The following is a 22,479-nucleotide window of genomic DNA, read 5'->3' as shown; positions in this document are numbered from 1 at the left end:
CACGGACGCGGGGCTCGCCCCCGCTCACAAGGCGGCGATCGAGGCCGCCGGTACGGAAGTTGCGCTCGTATGATCCTCACCGTCACCCCCAACCCTTCCCTCGACCGGACCTACGAGGTCCCCTCGCTGGACCGCGGCGAGGTGCTGCGCGCCACCGGCGACCGGGTCGACCCGGGGGGCAAGGGCGTCAACGTCTCCCGCGCGGTGGCCGCCGCGGGTGTCCGTACGACGGCGGTCCTCCCGCTGGGCGGCGCACCGGGCGCACTGCTCGCCGAACTCCTGGGCGCACAGGGCGTGGACGTCACCGCGGTCTCGATCTCCGGACAGACCCGCTCGAACATCTCGCTCGCCGAGCCCGACGGAACCCTGACCAAGATCAACGCCTCCGGGCCGGAGATCTCGCCGCAAGAATCCGCGCTCCTCCTGGAGACGGTCCGTACCTGCTCCGGCGCCGCCGCCTGGATCGCCTGCTGCGGCAGCCTCCCGCGCGGCCTCGGGCCCGAGTGGTACGCCGACCTGGTGGCCCGCGCCCACGCGGCCGGTGCCCGGATCGCCCTGGACACCTCCGGCCCGGCCCTGCTGGCGGCGCTGTCGGCCAGGCCGGACGTGATCAAGCCGAACGCGTCCGAACTCGCCGCGGCCGTAGGGCGCCCGCTGTCCATCCTGGCCGACGTGGTCAAAGCCGCGGAGGAGCTCCGGTCGCTCGGCGCGGGCGCGGTACTGGCCTCCCTGGGCCGCGACGGCCAGCTGCTGGTCTCCGCCGAGGGCACCTACTACGGCACCGCGCCGGTCGAAGCGGTCCGCAGCGACGTCGGGGCGGGCGATGCCTCCCTGGCCGGATTCCTGATCGCCGGAGGCACCGGCCCCCGGGCCCTGGCCTCGGCCCTGGCCCACGGCGCGGCCGCGGTCCAGCTGCCAGGCAGCGCCATGCCGACGCCCGCCGACCTGCGCCCCGACGCGGTCCACGTCGTCCAGGACATGCCCCTGGACCGTCCCCTGTCCGAACCCGCCGCGGTCTGAAGCGCGCGAAGGAGCCCGCGATGAGCGAGATGATCACTGCCGAACTGGTCGCCCTCGACCTGTCCGCCGACTCGAAGGAAGCGGCGGCGCGTGCGCTGGCGCAGCGGATGCTGTCACTGGGCCGGGTCACGGACCTCGACGGCTTCCTGGCGGACGTGGCGGCGCGGGAGGCCCAGATGCCGACAGGGCTGGAGGGCGGCATAGGCATCCCGCACTGCCGCTCCGTCCATGTCACGGCCCCGACGCTGGCCTTCGGCCGCGCCCCGGCCGGCATCGACTTCGGCGCCCCGGACGGTCCGGCCGACCTGATCTTCCTGATCGCGGCCCCGGCGGGTGCGGACGACGCCCACCTGTCCATCCTGTCCTCGCTGGCCCGCCGCCTGATGCGCCCGGACTTCGTGGCGGCCCTCCGGGCGGCGGCCACCCCGGCGGAGGCCGCCGGCCTGCTCTCGCCCGTCCCCGCCACTTCGGGTCCGGCAACCGCTGCGGCGCCCGGCCCCGCGCCCGGCCCCGCGCCGGGCCCGGCATCCGATCCCGCCTCCGGCCCCGGAGCCGCTGAGCGGGGCTCGTCCCCCATCCCGCCCCTTCCGGCAGTACCGATGGGCGGCTCCGCCGCGTCAGGGGCCGCGCCCCGGACCCCCTCTGGGGAGGGCGAGCCCGCCGGGCCCTTCAAGGTCGTCGCCGTCACTTCGTGCCCCACCGGGATCGCGCACACTTACATGGCCGCCGAGGCGCTCCGACAGGCTGCCGCCCGGGCCGGGATCGAGCTCAGCGTCGAGACGCAGGGCTCCGCAGGGTTCACCCGGCTGGCCGCAGAGGACATCGCCACGGCCGACGCCGTCGTCTTCGCCCATGACGTCCCCGTACGCGACCGGGCCCGCTTCGCCGGGAAGCCGACCGTCGACGTCGGCGTCAAGGCGGGCATCAACCGGCCCGCCGAACTCCTGTCCGAGGCCCGGGACAAGGCCGCCCGCGGCGAGGTGGAGTCGCACGCTCCCACCCCCGTCGAGCAGTCCGGACAGGACACCGACGGCTATGGGGCCAAGCTCCGCACCTGGCTCATGTCCGGCGTCAGCTACATGGTCCCCTTCGTCGCCGCAGGCGGTCTGCTCATCGCCCTCGCCTTCGCCATCGGCGGGTACGAGATCAACACCGCGCCCTCCGTCGCGGAACACTTCGTCTGGACGGAGGCGGCCAGCTGGGCCGCGCTCCTCTTCCAGACCGGCGGCCTCGCCTTCGGCTTCCTCGTCCCGGTCCTCGCCGGCTACATCGCCTACGGCATGGCCGACCGGCCCGGCCTCGTCCCGGGCTTCGTCGGCGGCGCCGTCGCCCTGACCATCGACGCCGGCTTCCTCGGCGGCCTGATCGCCGGCCTCATCGCGGGCGGCACGGTCCTCGCCGTCCAGCGGCTGAAGATCCCGTCCGCCCTGCGCGGGATCATGCCCGTGGTCGTGCTGCCGCTCATCGGCTCGGCCGTCACCGCGTTCCTGATGTTCCTGGTCGTCGGCAAGCCCGTCGCCTCGCTCCAGCAGGCCCTCACCGACTGGCTGTCCGGCCTCTCCGGCGCCAACGCGATCATCCTCGGCGTGATCCTCGGCATGATGATGTGCTTCGACCTCGGCGGCCCCCTCAACAAGGTCGCGTACGCCTTCGCCATCGGCGGTCTCGCCACCCCCAACGAAGGCAGCCTGAAGGTGATGGCCGCCGTGATGGCCGCCGGTATGGTGCCGCCGCTCGCGATGGCGCTGGCCACCACCCTGCGCGGCCGGCTCTTCTCCAAGGCCGAGCGGGAGAACGGCAAGGCCGCGTGGTTCCTCGGCGCCTCCTTCATCAGCGAGGGCGCCATCCCGTTCGCCGCGGCCGACCCGGTGCGGGTGATCCCCGCGGCCATGGCCGGTGGTGCGGTCACCGGGGCGCTGTCGATGGCCTTCGAGTGCACCTTGCGGGCACCGCACGGCGGCATCTTCGTGATCCCGCTGATCGGCAACCCGCTGCTCTACCTGATCGCCATCGCCGCCGGTACGGCGACCACCGCCGGCCTGGTCGTCCTGCTCAAGGGGATGCGCCGGGCCGGGGAGCCGGCCCGGGCCGCGTCAGCCGGGGCAGTCGAGCAGCCCGAGGTCGCCGCAGCGGTCTGACCCCGGGCCGGACCGCTCCGGCAACGACGTCACCGCACCCGCGTGCGGAGCTCCATGGCTCCGCGCGCGGCTGCCTCGCTCTCGTACACCTCGCACATGTGGCGCCCGTCGGGCGTCGCCGTGTGCTCGACCTCCCACAGGCTGACCTCGGTCCCGTCCAGCAGTACGAAGCCGTGCTCGTACAGACTGAAGCCGACGTCCCGGCCGTCCGTCAGGCAGTGCCGCCCGCCGCCGAACGCCTGGGTGATCCGGTGCGCGTACGCCGACCGCAGCAGCTCCGCCACCCGCTCGTCGGGCCGGTCCGCGTTCTCCGCGCGGCGCAGCACCCGCCGGGCGTGGTCGGCGGACTGCTCCACCGTGTACTCCCGGTGCCGCCGCGCCGGCGCCGAGGCCGCGAAGAACTCGCTCAACGCCGCCCCCTCATGCTCCGGCTCCCCATCGCCCGGCAGCGGCGCCGGGTCCATGACCGCCTCGGCCGGCGTCTCACCGAACAGCCGGGCGACGGCCAGGCAGGTCTCGGCCTTGCTCGCGAAGATCTCGTGCCGGACGGTCCGGTCGCCCTCCTGCCGGTACACCAGCTCCCACAGCGACACCGAACCGCCGTCGGCCAGCAGGAAGGTGTGCTGGTGGGTATCCCGCCAGAGGCCCGTCGCCGGACTGTGGTGGGTGATGTACAGGGAAGAGCTGTGAGCGAGCGCCGTGCCGAGGCGCTCGACCAACCGGTCGGGCAGGTCGAAGGAGTTGAGGGCGCGGCCCAGGAGTCGGTCGAGGTGCGCCTCGGTTGTCTCGTACGGATCGCTCAAGGTGGGTCTCCAGGCCGTCGCAGCTTGTCACTTCGCGGAAGCTCAACGTAGCCCCTGGCCCTGACATCACGTCCGGGGTTCGGTAAAACGTCCGGGAAGCTTCTCCGGTTCCCGCCACCCCTTCAGGTCAACTTGCCTACGGATGCGCATGGTTAGGCCCGGTCTGTGGTGGAGGGCGGGACTATGGGCCGCATGGCAACGAATACAGTGGGCGTTCCCCGCCAGCAGGGGAAGCCCCGCACTCGACACGAGGACGAACAGGGCGCCGCCCCCCGGGGGCCGGCCTGGCTGCTGCTGCTCACCGGCGTGGCCGGGGTGCTGGCCTCCTGGGTGATCACCCTCGACAAGTTCCTCCTGCTGGAGGACCCGGACTTCAAGCCGGCCTGCAGCCTCAACCCCGTGGTCTCCTGCGGCAGCGTGATGAAGAGCGACCAGGCGGCGGCCTTCGGCTTCCCCAACCCCATGCTGGGGCTGGTCGCGTACGCCGTCGTGGTGTGCGTCGGCGCGGGTCTGCTGGCCGGCGCCCGCTACCGCGGCTGGTTCTGGCTCGGCCTGAACGCGGGCACCGTCTTCGGCGTCGGCTTCTGCTCCTGGCTGATGGTCCAGTCGCTCTACGAGATCAACGCGCTCTGCCTGTGGTGCTGCCTGGCCTGGGTGGCGACCCTGCTGATGTTCTGGGCGGTCACCGCGCACAACGTCCGTACGGGCGCCCTCCCCGCGCCCGGCCCCGTACGCGATTTCTTCACCGAGTTCGGCTGGGCCCCGCCCGCCCTGCACATCGGCGTGATCGGCATGCTGATCCTCACCCGGTGGTGGGACTTCTGGACCGGCTGACGGCGGCGGAGCACATGCGAGGGCCCCGGCAGCTGGACGCTGCCGGGGCCCTGGTCACATCACCTCACGGGCGTCAGGGGCCCGGACGGTCGTACGGAGCGGAATTCAGCTGCCGACGGAGGCGTTGCCCGACAGGATCGGGATGTTGCTGAGGATGTGCGAGAGCGGCTCGTCACCCTTGGCCTGGGTGGAGTTCTCGGTGCACTGCTGGTGCTGCGGGTTGGACAGGACGTTGATGTCCTGGATGCCGACGTTGACCAGGGCGACGAGCGACTGGACGTTGACCTTCGAGGGCAGGCCGACGCAGGGCTTGTTCAGGGTGCCCTGGACGAGGCCGAGCTGGGGGCTCATGGCGCCGTGGGTCGTCTGGTTGCCGTAGACCTGCGAGGCGCCGTTGCCGTTGACGGTGTTGATCCCGTTGTCGTTGCCGATGGCCATGGCCGGAGCCGCGGCAGCAGCGCCCGCGCCGACCGCAACGGCGGTGACCGCGGCAGCGGTCATGAACTTCTTGAACATCTTGATCCTTTTGTCGCACGAGTGCCCGCTAGTGGAGCGCCCTGATCAACTGCCCGGACAGGGGGTTGGTTCTGCTGCTTCACTCAAACGGCCTGCGGGGGGTGAGGTTTTCCCCGTGCAGGTGAGCCGCCTCCGGACGCGTGCGCGAAGCCCGTACGGAGCCCTCGGTCGCAGGCGGTCCGGTTGCGGTCCGTGCGAGGTGTTCGCACGGTGGGTAATGAAGCGGATCGCTCGGGTCCGTTTCTATGTGCCACCACCCAGAAGGAAGATCCATGCACCGCACGAAGCCGTCCCGCGCCCGCCTCTTTGTCCCGTCGGTCCTCGCCGCCGTCATACTGTCCGGCGCGGCAGCCCCTGCGGGCGCCGCGGACGGCGGGAGCGCAGGCGCCCTCACGGAACGGATGGCGGCCGTCCAGCAGCAGATCGAGAAGGTCGAGCAGCGCGCGGCGGCCGGTCCGATCGAGGATCTCTTCGCGAGCCTCACCCAGACCCTGGAGAGTCTCCTCAAGTCGATCCAGGGCCTGCTGCCCGCAGGTGTGACGCTGCCCCCGATCCAGATGCCCAAGCTCCCGGAGCTGCCGGCCGTCCCCGGTGTCCCCCAGCTGCCGGTGGTGGAGGTCCCGAAGCTGCCCGTCACCACCCCGGTGGTCCCGCCGGTCGTCACGGTGCCGGAGCTGCCCGCGAACCCGGTCACACCGCCGGTGGTGACCCTGCCGGCGATCCCCAAGGTGCCCGACATCCCTTAGAACGGAAGTCGCACGCGCTGACGACCGTTGAGCTGATCAGGTCTGATCGCGCGCGGAACCGTGTCGTCTGGGCGGGTGGACCGTTTCGCTCGGTGTGAGCCCCGGCATAGGGGCAGAACATCGAACAGAAGGTGCACTTCCCATGAACTCTGCCAAGAAGGCCGCCCTGGTCCTGGCCACCGCCGGTCTCGCTGCGGCCGGTGCCGCCGGCTCCGCCGTCGCCGACGCTACGGCCGAGGCCGCGGCCGTGGGTTCCCCCGGTGTCCTCTCGGGCAACCTGGGCCAGGTCCCGGTCCACATCCCGGTCAACGTCTGCGGCAACTCCGTGAACGTGATCGGCGCGCTGAACCCCGCGTTCGGCAACGTCTGCGTCAACGACTGACCTCAGTCGCCACATGTGACTGTGGGCGCCACCGGCCTCGCCGGTGGCGCCCACAGTCATGTCGGCGTGCGTGGGACCCGTACGGCTCAGTTCCCGCCGTTGAGCTTTACGCCACCGAGCATCGGGTTCGCCTGGGTGGCGCCGTTCGCCAGGCTGAGAACCTCGCCGGGCACGTTGTTGCGGAACTTGTTGACGCGCTGTGCCGTACCCACGACCTTGTTGACGGTGTCACCCTGCTCGGCCAGGGCGTTGCCGACGGTCTGCGGGAGCCCCTCCGAGATCGGGCCGGCGGCGTTCAGGGTCTCCGTCACCCCGCTGGTCAGGCTCATGGGCGGCATCGGGACCGGCGCCTCGGCGGCGAAGGCGGGAGCGGAGGCGCCGAGGGCGGCTACGGAGCCGGCGACGACAGCGGCGACCTTCGTGAGCTTCATTATCGCATTCCTTTTCCAGCGGCGACCGTCGCGCCGCTTTCGCCCTGGGTAACGACTGCCCGCCGCTGCGGAAACGCGGTCGGCAGGGGGACAATGAAGCGGCCGGAGAATCCGACAAGCGATTCTCCGGCCGGTATTTCTTCTGATGACGCTATTGCCCTCAGGCGATACGGGAGCGCCGGTACAAAATGGCGCCGCCCAGGATCAGGGCCGACGCGAGAGCCGCCGCGGCCGCGGGCTGACCCGCGCCGGTCTCGGCCAGCATCGGCGCGGTCACCCGCTCCGGTGCGGGGTCCTGCGCGGGGGCGGGCAGTGGCGCCGACGCGGGTGCGGGAGCCGGTGCGGCCGCCGGGGGCAGGGGTACGGGGGTGTCGCCGGCGGGGGCGGCCGGCGGCTGGTCCGCCGGACGTACGGCCTCCGGAGCCGGCCGCTCTACGGGCTGACTCCCGTGCGGCGGCCGGGGCGCGGGCTCCTCCTCCGCGACCGGCGCGGGAGCCGGTACCTGCGGTGCGGGGGCCGGGAGAGGGCGCGGCGCTTCCTCGACCGGTGCCGGGGCCGGCTCCGGGGCGGGGAGGGGCCGCGGCGCCTCCTCGACCGGTGCCGGGGCGGGCACAGGGGCGGGGAGCGGCCGCGGTGCCTCCTCGACCGGGGGTGCCGGCGCAGGCTCGGGCTCGGGCGCCGGAAGCGGTGCCGGCTCGGGCTCGGGCGCCGGAAGCGGCTCGGGCCCCGGGTGCTCCGCCGCGGGCGGCGCGTGGTGCCGGGGAGGGGGCGGGGTGGATTCGGGGTGGTCGTCGCACTCCTCCTCGCCCGGGTGGTCGTGTCCGCCCCGGTGAGGCGGCGCCTCCTGCTCGGGTGCCGCGTGCTGCGGCGCCGCGTGCCGGGGTGCGGCGTGCTTCGGCGACCTGTGCTGCGCGGTCTCGTGGCGGGGTTCTTCCTGGGGTCGCTCCGGCATCGCGTGCCGCGGCCCGCGCTCGCCGAGATAGCGCTCGAGCGCCTCGGCGTGCTCGGGGCTGAGGTGGCGCTCGTAATCGTGGTGGCCGTCCGAGCCGGTGGTGGTGACGCAGGTGTTCCCCATCGAGGGGTTGAGCGCCGCACCGCCGTCCACGCTGTTGCCGCACACGTTCGGGGCGAAGGTGATCGGTACCGAGATGCTGTTGCCGGACAGCACACCGGGTGAATGCGAGGCCTCGGCCGTCGCTCCGGGGTGCGCGTAGGCCGCACCGGTCGCGATCGACAGGAGGCTCGAGGCGGCCGCCGCCGTGAGCATCCCCTTGCCCAGTACCTGTCGCATGGGTCCTTCCCTGTCTACCGGCGCTGCGGCCGGTGCTGAATCGAAGGCGGCCTCGGAGTGCACCGCCGTGCACTCCGAGGCCACCCCGAGGAGGTTCGCCCTCGCGGGCGCAGTCGCTTCGTCAGTCGTTGATGCAGACGTTGCCGAACGTCGGGTTCAGCAGCGCGATCACGTTGACGGTGTTGCCGCAGACGTTGATCGGGACGTGCACCGGAACCTGGAGGAGGTTGCCGGACAGGACGCCCGGGGAACCCACGGCCGCGGCCTCGGCCGTAGCGTCGGCCATGGCGGGGGAGGCGGCACCGGCGGCCATCAGAGCGCCGGCGGCCAGCACCACTGCCTTCTTGTACTTCATTTGATTTCGATCCTTCCCGCAGAGGCGTATCCACTGCAGAATTGATAACGAGCGGCTCCGGGGAAAGAAACCGCATGTTTCCGGTGGCTTTTCGATAATTCACCCCGATGCCCGGACGGAATTCGGGCGCCAGGTGGATTCAGGTCGGTATGCGTGAGGGCCGACCGGCCGGCAGGTCGAGGAGCCGTACGCGGCGAGGCCGCCGCGACCCGAAGGTGCGGCGGCCTCGCTGGCGCGGCTTCGGTCAGCTGCCGGAGGAGGCGTTGCCCGAGAGGATCGGGATGTTGTCCAGGATGTGCGAGAGGGCCTCGTCGCCCTTGGCCTGGGTGGAGTTCTCGGTGCACTGCTGGGTCTGCGGGCTGGACAGGACGTTGATGTCCTGGATGCCGACGTTGACCAGGGCGAGGATGGACTGCACGTTGGCCTTGGCGGGCAGGGCGATGCAGGGCTTGTTGAAGGAGCCCTGGATCAGCGCCATCTGCGGGCTCATGTGGCCGTAGGTGGCCTGGTTGCCGTAGATCTGCGAGGCGCCGTTGCCGTTCACGGTGTTGACGCCATTGTCGTTTCCGATGGCCATCGCCTGCGGCGCCATGGCGGCACCCATGCCCACGGCCGAGGCCGCGACCGCTGCCGTGGCCATCATCTTCTTGATCATTGTCGTCCCTTTTTTGCGGTATTGCCCGGTACCGGATCACTCGGATCAACGGCCCGGCCCTGGTCCGGGTTGCGTGGCTTCACCCGGATGCCGCCGTTTCGGCTCGCACGGTTGACGTTCAGGTGTTCACGCGGGAGTGGTCGAGCCGGGTTCGTCACGGGCGGCTCGAACGGCGGTGCTGGATTAACGACTCGCCCGCCATGAAGATGCGCGCTATCGCCCAAAAGGCCGTACAGGCGAGTCCGACGTGATTTCCGGCCTGATTTCTGACAAAGTTCACTCCTGTTTTGTTTCCCTTGATCGAAAATGAGACAGGGTCATGGATTCCTCCCCGGATGGCGTACGCACAGCGTTATCGGGGGGCGATCGCGGGGGGTAATGATGGTGCGAATTCTGAGTTCTCGACATTCGAACACCGCTCATTCATGCGATAACCCGAACATATGAATGACCTCGGATGTGACGCGGCCGGATCTGACTCCCGCGCTGTCCAGAAGGCCCCGCGGCCTGCAGTCCAGGTCCACGGGCGAAACCAGGGCCATTTCCTCGGTGTGCTCTTCGTTCGCACAGACGCGCGCCGCTGAACGTAGGAGACCACTCCGCGTGCCGACACCACCTTTGACCGCACCGTCCTCAGCCGCCCGGCCCATGACCGTCCTCCATCTCGTCCAGCCCGTCGAAGGCGGTGTCGCCCGGGTCGTCGTCGACCTCGTCCGCGCACAGTCGGCCGCCGGTCTCCGCACCGTCGTCGGCTGTCCGCGCGGCGGACCGCTCGCCGACGCCGCCCGGGCAGCCGGAGCCGAGGTGCTCACCTGGCGTGCCGGGCGGGCTCCGGGCCCGGGGCTGCCCGCCGAGGTGATCGGCGCCGCGCGGCTGATGCGCCGGGTCCGGCCCGACCTCCTGCACGCCCACAGCGCCAAGGCCGGGCTGGCAGGGCGACTCGCCGTGCGCGGAACCGTGCCCACCGTCTTCCAGCCGCACGCCTGGTCCTTCGACGCCGTCGGCGGAGCCACCGCCGCGCTCGCCCTGCGCTGGGAGAGGTACGGGGCCCGCTGGGCCGACCGGGTGCTCTGCGTCAGCGAGGCCGAACGCCGCGCGGGTGAATCCGAGGGCATCACCGCCCCCTGGTCGGTGATCCGCAACGGCGTGGACCTGGGATACTTCCGCCCCGGCGGACCCGACCGCGACCACGACAGGGCCCGGGCGCGCGCCGAACTTCCGCTGCCCGCCGCCTTCCGGGGCGACGGCCCGCTCGCCGTCTGCGTCGGCCGGCTCTGCCGGCAGAAGGGGCAGGACGTCCTGCTGCGGGCCTGGCCGGAACTGCTGGGCACCGTACCCGGAGCCCGCCTCGCCCTCGTCGGCGACGGCCCCGACGCCGAACGGCTGCGGCGCGCGGCCCCGCCCGGAGTGCTCTTCGCGGGCGCCGCCCGTGACATCCGACCGTGGCTTCGAGCCGCCGATCTCGTTGTACTTCCGTCGCGGTGGGAAGGCATGGCGCTCGCGCCGCTCGAAGCCATGGCCTGTGGCCGCCCGGTCCTGGTCTCCGACGTCAACGGGGCCCGGGAAAGCCTGCCGCGCGGCCAAGGCCGGCTGTGCCTGGTGCCGCCGGAGGACCCGACGGCGCTGGCCAAGGCCCTGGGGCGGCTGCTCGCCCAACCGCGACTGCTCGCCGAACTCGGCGAGCAGGCCAGGCAGCACGCCCGGACCGACTTCGACGTGCGGCGGACCACGGACGCGGTCACCGGCCTGTACCACGAACTGCTGGGCCGGCCCCGGCCCTTGACCCAGGAGCGCATCACCCGATGACGATGGACAGCGCAGCCGCCCGGCACACAGGGCAGGGCGGTACGGGGCCCGTCGGCGGCAGCGCCTTCGCGCCCGCGTCACCCGCGGAAGCCCGCCGTTCCGCGACCGCCATCCACCCGCCGCGCCGGCCCCGCGCCGAGCAGGCGCGGAGCGCCGTACGGCCCCAGCGGGTCCGCCGCCGGGACGGGGTGCTGCCGCTGCTGACCGCCGACGCGCTGGCCGTCGTACTCACCACGGCGGTCCTTTCCGGACCGGCGCTGGGGCCCGAGGCGGCGGTGCCGGCTGCCGTCCTGCTCGCCGCGCTGCACGCGCAGGCCGGACTGTACCGGCCGCGGCTCGCGCCCTCCGCACTGCGCGAACTACCCGCTCTGGCCGGGCGGTCCGCCGTCGTGTGGTGCGGGGCCGCCGCCGTCCTGGCCGCCGTCGGCCCGAGCCACGTCCTGGGCTGGAGCGTGCTGTTCAGCGCCGTCTGCCTGCAGGCCGTACTGGCGTGCGCGGGACGCGGGTTCGTCAACCAGCTCCACCGTCGCGCAGCCGTCCGCAGGCCGGCCTCCGCCCTGGTGGTCGGGCCCGGGAACGGGGCGGGCGCGGTGGCCTCCGCCCTGCACGGGCGCCCCGAGTACGGGCTGCGCCCCGTCGGGCTCGCCGACACCGCGGTCGTCGGCGGCGGCGAGGCCCCGACGACCCGGTCCGGCGCCCTGCCGGTCCTCGCCACCCACGAGGACATCCGGCGCGCGGTCATCCAAAACTCGGTCCGGCACGCGGTGTTCACCCGCCCGCCGGAGGCCGACGAGCGCACCGCCTCCCTGGTCCGCCTCTTCCACGACCACGGCTGCCGGCTCTGGCTCGCCGACCCGGCCGGCACCGCCAAGGTCACCGGGATGCGGGTGACCCACCCCGCCGACCAGCTGTGGGGGTACGCCGTACAGCCGCTGCTGCCACGCCCGGCGCGGCCGCTGGCGCGCTGGGCCAAGCGGGTCATCGACGCCGTGCTCGCCCTGGTGGCGTTGATCGCCGCCGCGCCCGTGATGGCCGCCTGCGCGCTGGCCGTACGGGTCTGCGACGGGCCGGGGGTGATCTTCCGGCAGGAGCGGGTCGGGCTGTACGGGCGCCCCTTCACGCTGCTGAAGTTCCGTACCCTGCGCGCCGACGAGCACGAGTCCGCCACCCGGTGGACGGTCGCGGGCGACCGCGGGATGAGCCCCGTCGGCTCCTTCCTCCGCAAGTCCTCGCTGGACGAGCTGCCGCAGCTGTGGAACGTCGTCCGGGGTGACATGAGCCTGGTCGGACCGCGCCCCGAACGGCCCTTCTTCGTCGCCAAGTTCAGCACCGTCCACCCCGGCTACGAGGCCCGTCACCGGATGCCCGTCGGCATCACCGGCCTCGCCCAGATCAACGGCCTGCGCGGGGACACCTCCATCGAGGACCGGGCCCGCTTCGACAACCACTACATCGACACCTGGTCGCTGTGGCAGGACCTGTGGATCCTCGCCCGCACCGCGGCCTCCTTCTTCCGCTTCCGGCTGGGGGGCAGTTGATGAGCCGTGCGGTGTCCCTGGCCGGCGTACGGTCCGATGTGCCGGACCTGCTGCGCCGGCACTGGCCGCTGCTGCCGCTCGCCGGGACGGTGCTGTTCCTCCTCGCCCCGCTGCCGGCCGGTGACGCGACCACCTCCGGGAAGGTCGGCCCCGCCGACGCCGCCTCGCTGCTCCTCGTCCTCGTCTGCGCGGTGCGGGCGCTGCGCGGCCGGGTGCGGGCGCTGACCCCGCTGGGCGTGCTCGTGCTCGGGCTGCCCGCCGTGGGGCTCGCCGTTGCCACCGCGACCGCGGGGGATCCGTACGCCGCCCTGCCCGGCTTCGTGCGCTACCTCCAGGTGTTCGTGCTCGTCCCGGCGGCCGTGGTGCTGCTGGTGCGGGACGCCCGGGAGTTCCGGCTGGCCGCCGGATGCTTCGTGGTCCTGGCGCTGGTGCAGGGCGCGGTGGGCGTCGCGCAGTTCGCGACCGGCACCGGGGCCTCGTACCAGGGCGAGGACATCCGCGCCGTGGGCACCTTCGGCCCCGGTGACGTCATGGGCATGGCCACCGTCGTGTCCTACGGGCTGATCGTCGCGACGGCCGCCGCGCTGGCCCCGGGCGCACCGCAGAAGGTCCGGCGCATCGCCGGGGGCGCCGCGCTCGCGCTGGTGCTGCCGCTGGTGCTGTCCTTCAGCAGGGGCGCGTGGATCGCCACCCTCGGCGCCGCGGTGCTGGTGATGGCGCTCGCGGGCATCCGGCGCGCCCTGAAGGTGCTGCTCGTGCTTGCCGCGACCGGGGTCGTCCTGGTGGGCGGGCTCGGGGTCGGCTCCGCCATGGTCGCGGAGCGGCTGACCTCCATCACCCAGGTCTCCAGCGCGCCCGACCAGTCGGTGACCGACCGCTACACGATGTGGGCCGCCGCCGAGTCGATGTGGCGCGAACGGCCCGCCGCCGGGGTGGGGCTGAAGGGCTTCCCCGCACACCGCGACGGGCACTCCTCGCTGGGACTGTCCTCCGGTAGCGACACCGCCGGCGCCGGGCAGGGGTACATCCGCCAGCCGCTGCTCTCCCCGCACAACATGTACCTGCTGATCCTCAGCGAGCAGGGCCTGATCGGGCTGACCGCACTCGCGGGCGGCTGGGCGGCGCTGCTGGTCGCGGGGCTCCGCCGGGTCGCCCGCGGCGGCGGGACCCGGGACTGCGGGCTGATCGCGACCGGACTGCTCGGGTGGCAGCTGACCGACTTCCTCTACGCGGACATCGGCGGGCCGTCCACCGTCCTGACCGGGGTGATCATCGGCCTGGCCGCCTGGTGGGCGCTGCCCTCCCCAGGGGCCGCGGGTGACCCGGCCGACGTTGCCGTGCGCGTCCCGCTCGCCGTCGGGGGCGCGGCGGTTCGGGTCGGCACCGCCGGCCTCTCGGTGCGGGCCTCCTCCGGCGCGGGTGGCCCCGCCGACGTTGCCGTGTGCGTCCCGCTCGCCGTCGGGGGCGCGGCGGTTCGGGGCGCTACCGGGGCCGCCTCCGGCCGGGGTGGGCGCGGCCGGGCCGCCGAGGACGCAGGCTCCGGTGGGGTCACGCCGGGTACCGGCCCTGAGGCGGCCCGCGCGTGACGGACACCACGCCCCGGCGGCCCGCCTCCGGCCCTGCGGCAGGGGCGGGCCCCGCGCGCCCCGAAGGCCCGGCGGACCCGGCCGCCCCGGACCCGGACCCGGCGTCCGTGGCCGGGGGCCGCGGCGGGGTTCGTCCGGCGCCGGTCGTCTCGGAGGCGGCGGCCGACGGCTCCCGTGCCGCAGGGCCGGCGGATCCGGGGGTGGTCCTGCCCGGCGAGCCCTCCGGCCGGCCCCCGGATCCGACGGCCCCCGGACGCGTCGCCGGGTCCCGGCCGGGACGGAACACCGCCGTACCGGATGCCGTTTTCGGCTCCGCCGGGTACCGCGGCGACTCTCCGGGGCGGCTGCGGGCGGCGGTGCGCCGGCCCGAGGGGCCGACGACCCGTTCCGCCGCCGTCCCGGCGCCGCCGGACCCCGGTTTCGTGGCGGGCGCCGTGCCGGGCCGGGACCCGGCGGCGACGGCCCGCCCGGCCGACGGGCCGGACACCGCCGTGCCGGACACCGGCTTCGCCACGGCCGGGCGGCACGGCGGCCCGCCGGGGCGGCGGGGCGTGCGGGTGGCGGCCCGCGCCGAGGGGCCTGCGGCCGCCGGACCCTCGGTGCGGGCGCCCGGCACCGGCCGCTCGGGTACGCGTCCGGGCGACCGCCGCCCGGGCATCGCGGCACCCGCTTCCGCGGGCGGCAGCGCACCGCTCGGCCGGTTCCTGGCGAAGGCCGCCGCCGTCACCGCCGCACTGACCGCCGCCGGGGCGGTGTTCGGGCTGGTCCGGGACCAGACCATCGCGCACCTCTTCGGCGCCGGGCACGACAGCGACGCCTTCCTGATCGCCTGGACCGTGCCCGAGATGGCCTCGACGCTGCTGATCGAGGACGCCATGGCACTGCTGATGGTGCCCGCCTTCAGCCATGCCCTGGCCCGGCGGGCGGCCCGCCGGGCCGGGCTCACCCGCAGGGAGGCCCGCGCGCAGGATCCCGTACGGCTGCTCGTCGGGGCGACCCTGCCACGGCTCGCCGTGTTGCTGGCCGCGGTGGCCTCCGTACTCATCGTGGCCGCGCCGCTCGTCGTCGCCGTGCTCGCGCCCGGCCTGCCCGACCCCGAACTGGCCGTCCAGTGCACCCGGCTGACCTCGCTGACCGTGGTCTCCTTCGGGATCGCCGGGTACTTCAGCGCCGCCCTGCGCGCGCACCGCTCCTTCGTGCCCCCGGCCGCGATCTACGTCTCGTACAACGTCGGGATCATCGGCACGATGGTGGCCCTGCACGCCCTGTGGGGAGTGCGGGCGGCCGCCGCCGGGGTCGCCGTCGGCGGGCTGCTCATGGTGCTCGTCCAACTGCCCGCCTTCATCCGGAACGTGGGCTTCGGACCGCACCGCGCCAAGGCCGCCCCGCGCAGCCAGCGCGACCGGGACCGGCCCACCCTCATCGCCTTCGGGCTCATCGCACCCGTCATCTTCTTCGCCGTCTTCCGCCAGTCCCAGGTACTCGTGGAGAGGTTCCTCGCCGCGTCCCTGCCCTCCGGGGCGATCTCGCACCTCAACTACGCGCAGAAGGTCGCGCAGATGCCGATGGTGCTCTCCCTGATGATCTGCACCGTCACCTTCCCCGTCGTCGCCCAGGCCATGGCCGGCGGCGAGCGGGACAAGGCCCGGCGGCGGGTCGAGCGCGACCTCGCCCTCGCCTCCCTCGCCGTCCTGATGGGCAGCGCGCTCGTCATCGGGTACGCGCCCCAGATCATCGAGGTCCTCTTCGAGCGCGGCGCCTTCACCCACCGGGACACCCTCGTCACCGCCTCCGTCATGCGGATCTACGGACTCGGACTCCTCGGCCACTGCCTCGTCGGGGCGCTCAGCCGGCCCTTCTTCTCGACCGCCCGGCCCACCTGGTTCCCGGCGCTCGCGATGGGCGCCGGACTGCTCGTCAACATCGTGGCCGGAGCCCTGGCCGTCGGCTGGTGGGGCATCTACGGCATCGCCGCCGCCAACGCCGCCGGTATCTCCACCACCGCCGTCCTGCTGCTCACCGGCCTCGGCTCCCGGATCGTCGCGATCCAGGTCCGCCGGGTCGTCGTCAGCATCAGCCGGCTCGCCGTCGCCGCCGTCGCCGCCTGCGCCACCGGCTGGATCGCCGGGCCGATGATTCCCGACCCGATGCTGAGCGCCGCCCTCGGCTGCCTGCTGGTCCCGGCCATGTTCGGGGCCACCGGCATGGCGATACGGGCCCTTGAAGTCACCGCCCTGCCCGCCCAGATCTCCCAGCTCACCCAGAGGTTCCGCAATGCCCGCTGACACCGACGCGGCGTCCGCCGCCATGGTGCGCCCCGCCCGCCGGACCGCTTCGCCGTGGGTCCTGATGTACCACTCGGTCGCCGAGTTCACCGACCCCGCAGAGGACCCGTACGGGATCACCGTCACCCCCCGCGTGCTGGAGGGGCAGCTGCTGTGGCTGCGCTCCCGGGGCCTGCGCGGGGTGTCCGTCGGCGAACTGCTCCGCGCCCGCGCGGCCGGGCGCGGAGCCGGACTCGTCGGACTGACCTTCGACGACGGCTACACCGACTTCCTGACCCGGGCGCTGCCGCTGCTGCGCCGGCTCGACTTCACCTGCACCGTCTTCGTCCTGCCCGGGCGGCTCGGCGTGGACAACGTGTGGGACCCGCTGGGACCGCGCAAGTCCCTGCTCACCGCCGAGGGCATCCGCGAGATCGCCGGCGCCGGACAGGAGATCGGCTCGCACGGGCTGCTCCACCAGGACCTCACCGCGGCCGCCGCCGACGTCCTCCAGCAGGAGCTGCGGGGCAGCCGGGATCTGCTGCGCGAGCTGACCGGCAGCCTGCCCGAGGGGTTCTGCTACCCGTACGGGTACCTCGACGCGCGCGTCGTCGACGCCACGCGGGCGGCCGGGTACGGCTACGCCTGCGCCATCGAACCCGGGCGCCTGGCCGGCCGGTACGCGCTGGCGCGCACGCACATCAGCCAGTCGGACGGCCGGATCCGGCTGCGGATCAAGCAGCTGCGCCACCAGGTGCGCGCGCTGCGACGGGCGGTGCACCTGTGAAGGCCCTGCACATCATCACCGGGCTCGGCGTCGGCGGCGCCGAGCAGCAACTGCGCCTCCTGCTGCGGCACATGCCGATGCGGTGCGACGTCCTGACGCTGACCAACCCGGGGCCCGTGGCCGAGGGGCTGCGGGCCGACGGCGTCCGGGTCGTGCACCTGGGGATGCGGGGCAACCGCGACCTGGGCGCGCTGCCGCGGCTGGTGAAGTTCATCCGCCGCGGCCGGTACGACCTCGTGCACACGCACCTGTACCGGGCCTGCGTCTACGGACGCCTCGCGGCCCGGCTCGCGGGCGCCGGGCCGGCCGTGGCCACCGAACACTCCCTCGGCGAGGGCGAGATCGAGGGCCGGCCGCTGTCGGGCGGAGTACGGGCGCTCTACCTGGCCAGTGAACGGCTCGGCGCCGCGACCGTGGCCGTGTCGGACACCGTGGCCGCCCGGCTGGTGGAGTGGGGGGTGCCGGCCGCGCGCGTGCACGTCGTACCGAACGGGATCGAGGCCGTCCGCTTCTGCTTCGACGAGGGCGTACGGCGGGCCACGCGGGCCCGGACCGGACTGCCCGAGCGGGCGTTCGTGGTCGGCGGGGTCGGACGGCTGGTACCCGGCAAGCGGTTCGACGTCCTCGTGCGCGCCGTCGCCGCGCTGCCGGGGGCACACCTGCTGCTCGCCGGGGACGGGCCGGAGCGGGCCGCCCTGCGGTTGCTGGCCGCCGAGCTCGGCGCGCAGAACCGGATCCACCTCCTGGGGGAGCGGGACCCGCTGGGCGACAGCGCCGACGGCCGCACGCCGGGGATCCCGGCCCTGCTCGCCGCCATGGACGTCTTCGTCTCCCCCTCGCGGGAGGAGGCCTTCGGGCTCGCCGTCGTCGAGGCGCTCGCCGCCGGGCTGCCCGTCCTGCACGTCACCTGCCCGGCGATCGACGACCTGCCTCCCGACCAGGCTCCGGGCGCCCGCCGCATCGGCACGGGTACGGAGGAACTCGTCGCGGCCTTGCGCGGCCACATGGAGGCGGGCGTCCGCCGCCTGCCCGCACCTCCGGTCGTCCGCCGCTACGACATCGCCCGCAGCGCCCAGCAGCTCCTCGACGTGTACGCCCTCGCGCTGGCCGCGCCGGCGGCCGTGCCGGAGCGGGCGCAGAAGCCGCCGGCCGCGGCCGTCCCGGTCGCCGACCGGACCGGCCCCGCGGCCGAGCGGTCCGGCCCCGGCCCCGGCCCCGGCCCCGGCCCCGGCCCCGGCCCCGGCCCCGGCCCCGGCTGATCTGTCCCCACCCGGACGAGGTTCCGGCCGGGACCCGAAGGAACTCCTCCACCCAGGAAGCGAGCACGCTCATGGCCGATACCGACGACCAGAAGAATCCCGAGCACCGCCCCGGGAAGAAGACGCCTCGGCTGCGGCTCGGGCCGGCGCCCGCGTGGTGGCCGTTGCCTGCCTGCGCCCTGCTGGGGCTGGCCGCGGGCGGGGCGTACGGAGTCCTCAAGGCCCCGGAGTACGCCGCCACCAGTTACCTCGTCGCCGTGCCGGACGACACCACCGACCCGGCCACCGCCCGCGGCTTCGCCCAGGCCTACACCCGCATCGCCACGAGCGGCTCCACCCTCGCCCTCGCCCAGCCCCGCGCGGGCCTCGGCGTCCGGCAGCTGCGGACCCAGGTGCGGGCCGAAACCTCCCCCGAGTCGCCGATGATCGCCATCACCGGCACCTCGAAGAGCCCCGGCGGGGCCGCCGACATCGCCAACGCCGTCGCGGACGCCCTGGCCCTGAGCGGCAACCGGGCGGCCAAGAACACCGGTGTCCAGCTGCTGCTGTTCAACCAGGCCGTCGCGCCCACCGATCCCGCGTCGCCGTCCGCCCCCCTCGGCGGAGCCGTCGGGATGTGCGCGGGCGGCCTGCTCGGCGGGCTGTGGCTGCTGGCCCGGCCCGCAGGACGGGCGCGGCGCTCCGAGGAGCCCGGTGAGCCGGTCGTGGAGGAGTACCCCTCGCTCCCGGCCCAGGGTGAGCACGCCGAGACCGAGGAGAAGGAGTCCGCGCGATGAGTTCCGGCTCGCCCGTCGCGCTGTCGGTGACGCTGTGCCGCGATTCCCGCCAGTTCGCCGCGCTGGAAGGGCCATGGAACCGGCTCGTCCGCTCCTGCGCCACCGCCACCCCCTTCCAGAGCCACGCCTGGCTGCACTCCTGGTGGCTGTCGTACGGGAAGGACGGCCGGCTGCGGATCGTCCTCGTGCGGCGCGGCGAGGCGCTGGTCGGCGCCGCCGCGCTGATGCTCGTACACCGGCCGCTGCCCCTGCTGGTACCGCTCGGCGGCGCCATCACCGACTACTTCGACGTGCTCGTCGCCGCGGAGTACGCCGACGAGGTCGTCCCGGCGCTGGCCCGCGGCCTGCACCGGGCCGCCCGGGGCGCGGTCGTCGACCTGCGCGAGGTACGCCCCGGGGCCGCCGCCGAGGGGCTGTACGGGCAGTGGCCCGGCGTCCGCAGCAGGCTCACCGACTCCACCTGCATGGAACTGCCCGCGCTGCCCTTCGACGAGTTGGTCAAGCGGATGCCCTCCTCCGGCGGCCAGCGGGTACGGGCCAAGCTCCGCAGGGCCGAAGCGGCCGGGATCAAGGAGCGCGAGGTCACCGAGCAGGAAGTACCGCGCGCCGTACGGACCCTGCTGCGACTGCACGAGAAGCAGTGGCGCGGGCGCGGGGTGACCCCCGAGCACCTGAGGCCCCGGTTCGCCGAGCACCTGACCCGGGCCACCCGGCGGATGGTGCGGGCCGGTGAGGGACGGCTGACGGAGTTCCGCCTCGACGGGAAGGTGGTGGCGGCCAACGTCACGCTGCTCTCGGCCGCGCTGAGCGGCGGCTACCTCTACGGGGCCGACCCGGAGCTGCGGACCCGCAAGGTGGACGTGGCGACGCTGATGCTGCGCCACGAGGCCGGGCGGGCGCTCGCCGAGGGCCGCCCGGTGGTGAGCTTCCTGCGCGGCGACGAGCCGTACAAGAACCACTGGCGGCCCGAGACGGTCGTCAATCAGCGCTTCCTGCTGGCCACGACCGCGCTCGCCCCCCTGCTGCGCCTGCACGAGTCGCAGGTGACGGGACGCGAGCGGGCCGTGGACGCGCTGCGGGAGGCGCTGCCGGCCGCCAGGGACTGGCGGGCGCGGCTCAACGAACTGCGGGTCCGTGAACCTTTCCGGTCACAGCACTAGAACGGCCAGAGGCCGGAGCCCTTGCCCCAGTCGAGCTGGACGCAGACCGCCTGCGTGCCGACCAGCTTGGAGAGCCACTCGCCGAAGTTGAGCGGCAGGCACCACCGCGTGCTGTTGGCCGGCGGCGGGGTCGGCTGGGGTTTCGGCGGCTGCGGCTCCGGCTTCGGCACCACCGGGCTCGGCGCCACTGGGCTCGGCGCCACCGGGCTCGGCGCCACGGGCGAGGGCGTCGCAGCCGGGACCTCCGGTGTGGGCTCCGGTGCGGGCTCGGGTGTCGGGATCTGCGGCGTCGGCACGTCGGGGCTCGGCATCGTCGGCGTCGGGACCGCCGGCGTGGGCACCAGGGGCGTCGGGACCAAGGGGGTCGGGACCACCGGCGTGGGCACGACCGGCGTGGGCACGACCGGCGTCGGGACCACCGGGCCGGGCCTCTCGGGCATCAGCGCGTCGCGGAACACCTTCGCGGACCGCGGGTTCTGCTTGCACTGCCAGACACCGTGCGGACAGTAGTCGGTGATGGTGTGGTAGAGCGGCTTGTGCTGCTCGATCCACTTCAGCATGCGCCGTACGTACTCCGGGTTGTCCCCGTGCCGGAAGAGCCCCCACTCCGGGTACGAGATCTCCTTGCCGTGTGCTTTCGCGAAGTCCACGTGCTGCTGGAGCCCGTACGGCTGGGTGATCTGGTCGTCGAAGGTGCGGCCGGGAGCCTGGTCGTACGAATCCATGCCGACGACGTCGACCACGTCGTCGCCCGGGTAGCAGGTGGTCCAGCCGATCGCGTCCGTCCCCCGGTTGGGGGCGAAATCGAACTTGAACTTCTGTCCGGGCACCGCGCGCATCGTGTTGACGACGCGCTTCCAGTAGACCTTCCAGCCCTCCGGGTCCGGCCCGCAGCGATGCGTGTAGGTGGTGCCGTTCATCTCCCAGCCGAGCACGATCACGGTGTCCGGAACGCCCAGCGACACCAGCCGTTCGGCCAGCCTGGCGAAGTGCCGGTCGTACTGGCCCTCCGCGCCCGCCCGGATCAGCTGGGCGACCTCGTGGTCGGGCAGCCGTTCCTCGTTGCGCTCCTGCATGGGCACGTTGAGGACGAACATCCGGTCGGGCTTCGCCCTGCGCCACCGGGCCCAGTCCCTCAGGAAGCCGACATTGCCCTCGATGCCGGCCCACTGGTCACCGGGCAGGTAGGTGTGACCGACCCGGATCTCCCGGCCGCCCAGCCAGCGCGACAGATGCGGGATACGGGCCACTCCGGGCGGCCCGTAGTGGAGGTAGGCGCCCATGGCGATGTCGGAGGCCGGGGCCTCGTCCTCCTCGGGCACCGCGATGGCGGCTCCGGTGGCGAGCAGTCCGGCCGTGACCGTCCCGATGCAGGTGCGCGCCAGTCGGCGACGTGGTCTGGGCATGGCGTCTCCCGGGCTTTCCCGAACCGGTGTGCTTTCCCATGACGTTAGGCATCACATCTGACGAACGGCCTGTCCGGTGACGGCTGCGTAGGCCATTCGCAGCTGCGCACCGTCCCCGCTTGGCCCGACCAGGTGAAAGACGCCGCTTCCCATGGACGATCGGAGCGCGATCGCCGGGTCCGGGGTCGCACCGATACTGACGGGCCGTTTCCGGATGCCCCGTCAGCCCGACGGGCTGGTGGCGCGCTGACCACGCCCGGGCCGTCGCGCGCGGGACGGTTGACGGCTCCCTCATTCGGCCCTTCCATGCGATTCGTGCACGGCGCGGGCTTCCAGGCGGGGAGACTGGTGGCAGGAGTCCGCAAGCGCCTCGGTGCCCGGGGCCCGCTGCCGGGCTCGGCACGACGTGGGCGGGACCGGGCTGTGGCCGGGCATCCGAAGACGTATCCGCGGTGAGATCCGCGGTGAGAGGGGTCCGCGATGAGCGCGGAGCGAGCACAGGGCCGTGGCTGGGTGCGCATTCCGGCCAGCCGTGCGGAACAGCCCCCGGCGGCCAGGACCGCCGGGTACGACCAGGGCCGCCCGTACGGGGCCCCGTACCAGGCCCCGTACGCGGGAGCGGCTCCGTACGGGGCCGCCCACGCGACCGGGTCCACCACCGACCACGCGACGATCTACCTCTCCCTCGTCAAGCGCTGGCGGGAGGCCGGACGCACCCTTCCGGGG

At 73.7% G+C, this 22,479-nt stretch carries 21 protein-coding genes and 1 pseudogene; 15 read left to right on the top strand and 7 right to left on the bottom strand.

What is annotated here, in order from left to right:
- The first annotated feature begins 69 nt into the window (after window positions 1-69).
- Complete coding sequence (gene pfkB, locus ABZX75_RS32360; protein WP_355417164.1) at window positions 70-1,020, top strand: 1-phosphofructokinase; 951 nt, start codon at window positions 70-72, stop codon at window positions 1,018-1,020.
- A 20-nt stretch (window positions 1,021-1,040) separates the two neighbouring features.
- Window positions 1,041-3,158 carry a fructose-specific PTS transporter subunit EIIC gene (locus ABZX75_RS32355; protein ID WP_355417161.1) on the top strand — a complete coding sequence of 706 codons (2,118 nt, stop codon included), beginning with the start codon at window positions 1,041-1,043 and terminating at the stop codon, window positions 3,156-3,158.
- 29 nt (window positions 3,159-3,187) lie between these two features.
- On the opposite strand, the gene ABZX75_RS32350 is transcribed toward ABZX75_RS32355, so the two are convergent.
- Window positions 3,188-3,961 (bottom strand): DUF6227 family protein, encoded by a 774-nt coding sequence (locus ABZX75_RS32350; RefSeq protein WP_355417158.1) that lies wholly within the window; start codon window positions 3,959-3,961, stop codon window positions 3,188-3,190.
- 192 nt (window positions 3,962-4,153) lie between these two features.
- Here ABZX75_RS32350 and ABZX75_RS32345 point away from each other — a divergent pair, with 192 nt between their 5' ends.
- Window positions 4,154-4,795, top strand: coding sequence for a vitamin K epoxide reductase family protein (locus tag ABZX75_RS32345; RefSeq protein WP_355417155.1), 642 nt, complete (start codon window positions 4,154-4,156; stop codon window positions 4,793-4,795).
- Between the two features lie 105 nt (window positions 4,796-4,900).
- Here ABZX75_RS32345 and ABZX75_RS32340 read toward each other — a convergent pair whose 3' ends face one another.
- Window positions 4,901-5,311 (bottom strand): rodlin, encoded by a 411-nt coding sequence (locus ABZX75_RS32340; protein ID WP_355417152.1) that lies wholly within the window; start codon window positions 5,309-5,311, stop codon window positions 4,901-4,903.
- Between the two features lie 272 nt (window positions 5,312-5,583).
- Here ABZX75_RS32340 and ABZX75_RS32335 point away from each other — a divergent pair, with 272 nt between their 5' ends.
- Both ABZX75_RS32335 and ABZX75_RS32330 read left to right on the top strand, forming a co-directional pair.
- Entirely contained in the window at window positions 5,584-6,057 is a 474-nt protein-coding gene (locus ABZX75_RS32335; protein WP_355417149.1) for a hypothetical protein, read from the top strand.
- Window positions 6,058-6,199: 142 nt separating this feature from the next.
- The gene (locus ABZX75_RS32330; protein WP_355417146.1) at window positions 6,200-6,439 is read left to right on the top strand and encodes a chaplin; all 240 of its coding nucleotides are present in this window, start codon (window positions 6,200-6,202) and stop codon (window positions 6,437-6,439) included.
- 86 nt (window positions 6,440-6,525) lie between these two features.
- On the opposite strand, the gene ABZX75_RS32325 is transcribed toward ABZX75_RS32330, so the two are convergent.
- The 4 genes from ABZX75_RS32325 to ABZX75_RS32310 all read right to left on the bottom strand — a co-directional run bounded on the left by ABZX75_RS32325 (window position 6,526) and on the right by ABZX75_RS32310 (window position 9,171).
- A complete protein-coding gene (locus tag ABZX75_RS32325; RefSeq protein WP_355417143.1) occupies window positions 6,526-6,870 on the bottom strand; it encodes a hypothetical protein in 345 nt (114 codons plus the stop codon).
- A gap of 160 nt (window positions 6,871-7,030) precedes the next feature.
- Entirely contained in the window at window positions 7,031-8,161 is a 1,131-nt protein-coding gene (locus ABZX75_RS32320) for a chaplin (RefSeq protein WP_355417140.1), read from the bottom strand.
- A 121-nt stretch (window positions 8,162-8,282) separates the two neighbouring features.
- The gene (locus ABZX75_RS32315; RefSeq protein ID WP_355417137.1) at window positions 8,283-8,516 is read right to left on the bottom strand and encodes a chaplin; all 234 of its coding nucleotides are present in this window, start codon (window positions 8,514-8,516) and stop codon (window positions 8,283-8,285) included.
- A gap of 244 nt (window positions 8,517-8,760) precedes the next feature.
- On the bottom strand, window positions 8,761-9,171 hold the full coding sequence (locus ABZX75_RS32310) for a rodlin (RefSeq protein ID WP_355417134.1): 411 nt from the start codon (window positions 9,169-9,171) through the stop codon (window positions 8,761-8,763).
- A gap of 648 nt (window positions 9,172-9,819) precedes the next feature.
- Between ABZX75_RS32310 and ABZX75_RS32305 the strand changes: the two genes are divergently transcribed.
- The 8 genes from ABZX75_RS32305 to ABZX75_RS32270 all read left to right on the top strand — a co-directional run bounded on the left by ABZX75_RS32305 (window position 9,820) and on the right by ABZX75_RS32270 (window position 20,347).
- A complete protein-coding gene (locus ABZX75_RS32305) occupies window positions 9,820-10,977 on the top strand; it encodes a glycosyltransferase (protein ID WP_355417131.1) in 1,158 nt (385 codons plus the stop codon).
- 2 nt (window positions 10,978-10,979) lie between these two features.
- Window positions 10,980-12,515 (top strand): exopolysaccharide biosynthesis polyprenyl glycosylphosphotransferase, encoded by a 1,536-nt coding sequence (locus tag ABZX75_RS32300; protein ID WP_355417170.1) that lies wholly within the window; start codon window positions 10,980-10,982, stop codon window positions 12,513-12,515.
- On the top strand, window positions 12,515-14,101 hold the full coding sequence (locus tag ABZX75_RS32295; protein ID WP_355417128.1) for an O-antigen ligase family protein: 1,587 nt from the start codon (window positions 12,515-12,517) through the stop codon (window positions 14,099-14,101). Before ABZX75_RS32300 ends, ABZX75_RS32295 begins: the two co-directional genes overlap by 1 nt.
- A 599-nt stretch (window positions 14,102-14,700) precedes the next feature.
- Entirely contained in the window at window positions 14,701-16,386 is a 1,686-nt protein-coding gene (locus ABZX75_RS32290; protein WP_355417167.1) for a lipid II flippase MurJ, read from the top strand.
- Complete coding sequence (locus ABZX75_RS32285; protein ID WP_355417125.1) at window positions 16,376-17,152, top strand: polysaccharide deacetylase family protein; 777 nt, start codon at window positions 16,376-16,378, stop codon at window positions 17,150-17,152. Before ABZX75_RS32290 ends, ABZX75_RS32285 begins: the two co-directional genes overlap by 11 nt.
- Window positions 17,149-18,411 carry a glycosyltransferase gene (locus ABZX75_RS32280; RefSeq protein ID WP_355417122.1) on the top strand — a complete coding sequence of 421 codons (1,263 nt, stop codon included), beginning with the start codon at window positions 17,149-17,151 and terminating at the stop codon, window positions 18,409-18,411. Before ABZX75_RS32285 ends, ABZX75_RS32280 begins: the two co-directional genes overlap by 4 nt.
- A 71-nt stretch (window positions 18,412-18,482) precedes the next feature.
- A complete protein-coding gene (locus ABZX75_RS32275) occupies window positions 18,483-19,187 on the top strand; it encodes a lipopolysaccharide biosynthesis protein (RefSeq protein WP_355417119.1) in 705 nt (234 codons plus the stop codon).
- The gene (locus tag ABZX75_RS32270) at window positions 19,184-20,347 is read left to right on the top strand and encodes a GNAT family N-acetyltransferase (RefSeq protein ID WP_355417116.1); all 1,164 of its coding nucleotides are present in this window, start codon (window positions 19,184-19,186) and stop codon (window positions 20,345-20,347) included. Before ABZX75_RS32275 ends, ABZX75_RS32270 begins: the two co-directional genes overlap by 4 nt.
- Here the strand turns inward: ABZX75_RS32270 and ABZX75_RS32265 are convergent.
- Entirely contained in the window at window positions 20,344-21,753 is a 1,410-nt protein-coding gene (locus ABZX75_RS32265; RefSeq protein WP_355417113.1) for a glycosyl hydrolase, read from the bottom strand. The genes ABZX75_RS32270 and ABZX75_RS32265 overlap by 4 nt on opposite strands.
- 270 nt (window positions 21,754-22,023) lie before the next feature.
- Between ABZX75_RS32265 and ABZX75_RS32260 the strand changes: the two are divergent.
- Both ABZX75_RS32260 and ABZX75_RS32255 read left to right on the top strand, forming a co-directional pair.
- Window positions 22,024-22,209, top strand: a pseudogene (locus ABZX75_RS32260) (dimethylaniline monooxygenase); the annotation flags it as partial.
- A gap of 24 nt (window positions 22,210-22,233) precedes the next feature.
- The coding region (locus tag ABZX75_RS32255; protein ID WP_355417110.1) for a hypothetical protein at window positions 22,234-22,479 on the top strand (246 nt) is incomplete at its 3' end.

It is taken from the genome of Streptomyces sp. NPDC003038 (assembly GCF_040611115.1).
GTDB lineage: Bacteria > Actinomycetota > Actinomycetes > Streptomycetales > Streptomycetaceae > Streptomyces.
The sequence above is the reverse complement of the archived record's forward strand: the minus strand, read 5'-3'. Positions and strand labels throughout refer to the sequence as shown.